The sequence below is a fragment of the Streptomyces sp. 13-12-16 genome (assembly GCF_002114215.1).
Lineage (GTDB): Bacteria > Actinomycetota > Actinomycetes > Streptomycetales > Streptomycetaceae > Streptomyces.
Genome location: NZ_NCTE01000554.1, coordinates 1 through 5262 on the forward strand (window position 1 = coordinate 1; position 5262 = coordinate 5262).

The window sequence follows — 5262 nt, forward strand, 5'->3', positions numbered from 1 at the left end:
CCGAGCCCTCCGAAGGGGTCTCCGCAGGGACCGGCGGGGACCCGTCCGCGTCACCCGCCGCCGGCGACTCCGCCGGGTCGCCCGGTGTCCCACCACCGGGCGAACCCTGGTGGCGTACCGCCTTCTCCGCCAGGGCGACCAGCGGGTCGCTCGGCTCCGTGCGGCCGTGGAGGTTGTTGGAGTTGGCCTCGGCGTCGGCGCCCGGAAGGGTGTACGTGGAGGTGGCCCCGGTGACGGAGGCGGGGACCGCGCCGGGGGTGGCGGGCGCCAGCAGGGAGTCGGGGAGGACGACGACCGCGGCGATGCCGCCCTGCTTCTGCTCGCGCAGCTTCACCCGCACCCCGTGCCGGTGGGCGAGCCGGGCCACGACGTACAGGCCGAGACCGAGGCCGTCCTCGGCCTCCGCGTCGTACGTGACCTCCGGGTCGAAGTCGGACAGCCGGGAGTTGAGCCGCGCCAGCCGCTCCCCGGTCATGCCGATGCCCTCGTCCTGGACGGAGAGCATGACCTCGCCGTTCTCCAGCAGCCAGCCGGAGATCTCGACGGGCAGGTCGGGCGGGGAGAACGAGGTGGCGTTCTCCATGAGCTCGGCCAGCAGGTGGGACAGGTCGTCCGCGGCGAACCCGGCGATGTGGGCGTGCGGCGGCAGCGCGGCGATACGGACCCGCTCGTACCGCTCGATCTCGCTGACCGCGGCCCGTACGACGTCCACCAGCGGAACCGGACCCGCCGTGTGCTGGACGTGCTCGGTGCCGGCGAGGACCAGGAGGTTCTCGCTGTGCCGGCGCATCACCGTGGCGAAGTGGTCGAGCTTGAACAGGGTGGCCAGCCGGTCCGGGTCGTCCTCGCGCTCCTCCAGCCCTTCGATGACACCGAGCTGGCGCTCGACCAGCCCGAGGGTGCGCAGGGCGAGGTTGACGAACGTACCGCCGATGCCGGCGCGCAGCCGCTCCAGATGGGCGGTGGACTCGGCGAGTTCGGTGCGCAGTTCCTCGCGGGCGTCGGCCATCTTCTGCCGCTGGCCCACGAGGTGCTTGCGGTCGGCCTCCAGGGTGGCGACCCGCTCGGCGAGGGCGGCGGCACGCGCGTGCAGGGCGTTGACGGAGCGGACGACCTGGGCGAACTCGTCGTTGCGGCCGGTGAAGGCGACCGGCTCCTGGCCGACGGGGTCCTCCGCCTCGGCGAGGCGGGCGGAGCCCCGGCGCAGCACCGACAGCGGGCGCGTCAGGGTGCGGGCCATCGCCGTGGCGATGCCGACCGCGAGCAGCATCAGGGCGCCGAGGGCGGCGATCCGGATCTCCAGCGCGGTGACGTCGTCGTCGCGGAGCTGGGCGAGGTCCTTGGTGCGCTGGTCGAAGAGCGCGGACTCGACGCCGCGCATCGTGTCGATCCGCGCGGTGAGCGCGGCCCGCAGCTTCTTGACGCTGGTGTCGAGGTCGTCGTCGGAGAGCTCGGGCTCGTCGGTGAGGCGTGCCAGGTACTTCTCCGCGGTCTCGACCTCGGGTCCGGTGACCGTGGAGTCGTAGGAGCCGCGGGCGGTCCTGGGCGCGGTCTCGCGGAAGTCGGCGAGGGCCGCGTCGGAGCGCAGCCGGGCCTGGAGCGCGGCGGCGGTCAGCGCGTCGCGCTGCTTCGTGTCGGCGTCCGAGGAGTCGGTGACGGTGGACGGCAGGCCGGTGACCGGGTCGATCACGGTCTGGGTGGTGGTCGGCACGTTCAGCGCGGCGAGCAGCAGTCCGCGGGTGGCGGCGGCCTGCTGGACGGCGGAGTCCAGCTCGGTGAGCGCGTAGGCGCCCGAACCTGCGCGGGGCGGGGTCTGCTCCGCGAGCTGTTCGGCGAGCCGGTGCAGCCGGGTGACGGCGGTGGAGTACGCCTGATGCGCTTCGAGGGCACTGCTCTTGCCCGTGAGCGCCGCTCTGCGCACGGTGGCGACGGCGTCGAGGCCGTCGCGCAGCTCCTGCGGCATGTCGGTGTCGGTGCGCAGCTCCTCGACCTGCCGGTCGACGCGGGCGCTGTGCTCCTCGGAGGGCGCCTTGGACTCGGGGCGGCCGGCCGCGATGTAGGGGACGACCTCGTCGCGCTCGTCGGCGAGGGAGTGCGCCAGGGTGAGGGCGTCCTGGGTCTGCTCGGCGAGCGTCACCAGGTCCTGCGAGTCCTTGAGCTGCCCGGAGGCCGTGAGGACGGAGGGTGCCCCGGCCGCGGCGATCGCGGCGGCCACCACGGCCACGGCGACGATGAGCCGGTTGCGCACATGGGTGGGGCGACCCCTGCCGACGGCGGGCTTCCGCTCCACGTCCCCCGTGGGGGCCGTCTGCTTGCCTGTGCGACGAGGCCGCGACTTCTGCACCGGTGCTCGCATTCCTGACTCGTGTACCCGTGGGTCCGGGTGACGCTCCGTCAACGGGTGCGGGCGTTCACCCCGAGCTCTTGACCGCGCTCGGACAGCGAGGCGCCCCCATCGCTCCCCGACCCTCCCAGTGAGCGTGGACAGTGGATGCGCATCACCTGACCCGCCACTCGAAGGAGTGAACCCCGGAGGTGAGTTGAGGGGCAAGTTCCGCCACCTCCCGCAGCGGCCCCGCGCGGCACGCCGGTTGGACGTCTGCGGCGGGCGGTGGCAATATTCGCCGCCACGTCTTCCCGGAGCACTGTATTCCCTCCCAAACCAGGCGCCTGACCTGCGCGGCTGCAGGGATCCGGCGACCGGCGAGGGCCTTTCGCGGCCCTTGTGAAGGGGTCGTGCAGACTGGCGGGATGCGTACGGAGCTTGTCTCGGAGCCCGGTGATCCCGGCCGCCCCAACGAGGACTTCGCGAGCGTCGGGCTTCCGGCCTCCGGACAGGGCGGTTCGCTCGTGGTGCTGGACGGGGTCACACCACCGGGGGACGGCGGCGGATGCCTGCATTCCGTGCCCTGGTTCACCGCGCGGCTGGGCGGGGCGCTGACCGAACTGACCGTTTCCCTCCCGGATGTTCCGCTGGTCGAGCTGCTGTCCCGCGCCCTCGCGCGTACCGCCGACGGTCACGCGGCAACCTGTGACCTTTCTCACCCCCGCACGCCGCAGGCGACCGTGGTGCTGGCCCGCTGGTCACCGGCCTCGGTGGACTACCTGGTGCTGTCCGACTCGGCCCTGCTCGTCGAGTCCCCCGACGGGGCGGTCACCCCGTTCCTGGACGACCGGCTGGACCGGCTGCCCCGCTCGGCCCTGGCCTCCCACACCCTGGTGGACACCACGCTGCGCAACAAGGAGGGCGGCTTCTTCACCGCGGCGGCGGATCCCTCGGTGGCCTCCCGCGCGGTCACCGGTTCGCTGCCGCGCGACGGGGTGCGCGCCCTGGCCGCCCTGACGGACGGTGCGGCGCGCTGGGTGGAGAGGTTCCACGAGGGCGACTGGGCGGACTGCCTCGCCCTGGTCCGCGAGGAGGGCGCCCGGTCCCTGGTGGACCGCGTGCGGACCCTGGAGCGGGCGGACGCGGGCCGGGTACCGGCGCGCCGCGGCAAGACGCACGACGACGCGACGGTGGTGTACGCCGAGCTGTCACCCCGTTAGCGGTGTCCCGTAAGGGGTCACTTCTCCATGCCCCGGTTGAGCTGGTTCAGCAGCCGGGCGAGTTCCGTGACCTCGTCGGGGTTCCAGTCGGCGAGCCGGCCGGCGTAGCGCGCGCGGCGGGCCTCCCGGACCCTGCGGACCCGTTCGTGGCCCTCCCCCGTGAGGGCGATCAGCCAGGCGCGGCCGTCTGCGGGGTCCGGCTCGCGGGCGACGAGGCCGAGCTGTTCCAGCGCGCGGAGCTGGCGCGACATCGTCGCCTTGCCGACGCCGATGTAGGCGGCGAGCTCGGTGGCCCGCTGCCGGCCGCACTCATCCAGACGGACCAGCAGCCCGTACGCGGACGGTTCCAGGTCGGGATGGACCGCGCGGGCCATCTCCCCCTGGCTGGCCCGGGCGCGCCGCAGCAGCACCGTCAACTCGCGTTCCAGCGCGAGGAATCCCGGCTGGTCCACACCCGGCGCGGGCTCCGGGGAGGCGGCGCGCTCTTCGCCGCGGTGTCCTTGTTCGTGCACGTCTGCCCCTGCTTCGGTTTCCGGTTCTGAAAGTTTCCCGCCAAGTGGCGACGTCGCCGCAGCTCCACCAGTATTTCGCAGGCGTAGACCAACGGCGGCCGGGGACACCTCCCGCGTCTTCCGGACGACGGGGGGAGGACGCCCCGCCCCCGTCGTGGTCCACGTGCGCGGTTTCCCCACCGGGCGACTGCGTGGCATGCCCACTACATGGGACGTGGGTCACATTCCGGGTTCGCCCCACACCGACCTTTCGGAGATGCGTCATGCCTGTGCACAGATCCGGCCTCCTCCGCATACGCGCGCTCGCGACCGCCGGCGCGGTCCTGCTCGCGGTGCTCTCCCTCCCCCACCCGGCCGCCGCGGCCGAATCCGCCCCCACCGCGCCTCCGCGCGGCTCCGCCCGCATGGGCATGGGCGTCGCCGCCCACGACGGCAGCGGCGGCCTCCCCACCGCCCGCTCCACCCGGACGGAGGGTGTGGACGTCTCCAGCCACCAGGGCGACGTCGCCTGGACGACCCTGTGGAACAGCGGGGTCCGCTGGGCCTACGCCAAGGCCACGGAGGGGACGTACTACACCAACCCGTACCACCCGCAGCAGTACGGCGGCTCCTACGACGTCGGCATGGTCCGCGGCGCCTACCACTTCGGCACGCCCGACACGGCGGGCGGCGCCGCCCAGGCCGACTACTTCGTCAACCACGGCGGCGGCTGGTCGGCGGACGGGCGGACCCTGCCGGGCGTGCTCGACATCGAGTGGAACCCGTACGGCGACGCCTGCTACGGCAAGTCGCAGAGCGCGATGGTGAGCTGGATCCGCGACTTCCTGGACCAGTACCGGTACCGCACCGGCCGGGACGCCGTCATCTACACGGCCACCAGCTGGTGGAAGCAGTGCACCGGCAACTACGCCGGCTTCGCCGCCACCACCCCGCTGTGGATCGCCCGGTACGCCTCCACCGTGGGCGAACTGCCCGCGGGCTGGAGCACGTACACGATGTGGCAGTACACCTCGACCGGCCCGACCGTCGGGGACCACGACCTCTTCAACGGCACCCTGGACCGGGTGCGGACCTTCGCGCTGGGCTGACCCGGCCGGCCCCCGCCGGGCACGGAGGCCGTCGGCGATGCCGGCGGCAGGACGCCGGCGGGAGCGGATCCCCCGTCCGGACGGCCCGCCGACGGCGGCCGGACGCGGCGAAGACG

At 73.5% G+C, this 5262-nt stretch carries 4 protein-coding genes; 2 read left to right on the forward strand and 2 right to left on the reverse strand.

Annotated features, from left to right (window positions below; genetic code table 11):
* The coding region (locus B7767_RS22450) for a nitrate- and nitrite sensing domain-containing protein (RefSeq protein WP_256923530.1) at positions 1-2356 on the reverse strand (2356 nt) is incomplete at its 3' end.
* 395 nt (positions 2357-2751) lie between these two features.
* Between B7767_RS22450 and B7767_RS22455 the strand changes: the two genes are divergently transcribed.
* Complete coding sequence (locus tag B7767_RS22455) at positions 2752-3546, forward strand: protein phosphatase 2C domain-containing protein (RefSeq protein WP_085573777.1); 795 nt, start codon at positions 2752-2754, stop codon at positions 3544-3546.
* 17 nt (positions 3547-3563) lie between these two features.
* Here B7767_RS22455 and B7767_RS22460 read toward each other — a convergent pair whose 3' ends face one another.
* Entirely contained in the window at positions 3564-4058 is a 495-nt protein-coding gene (locus B7767_RS22460; protein WP_085573778.1) for a MarR family winged helix-turn-helix transcriptional regulator, read from the reverse strand.
* Positions 4059-4321: 263 nt separating this feature from the next.
* Here B7767_RS22460 and B7767_RS22465 point away from each other — a divergent pair, with 263 nt between their 5' ends.
* Positions 4322-5146 (forward strand): lysozyme, encoded by an 825-nt coding sequence (locus B7767_RS22465; protein ID WP_085573779.1) that lies wholly within the window; start codon positions 4322-4324, stop codon positions 5144-5146.
* Positions 5147-5262 lie beyond the last annotated feature (116 nt).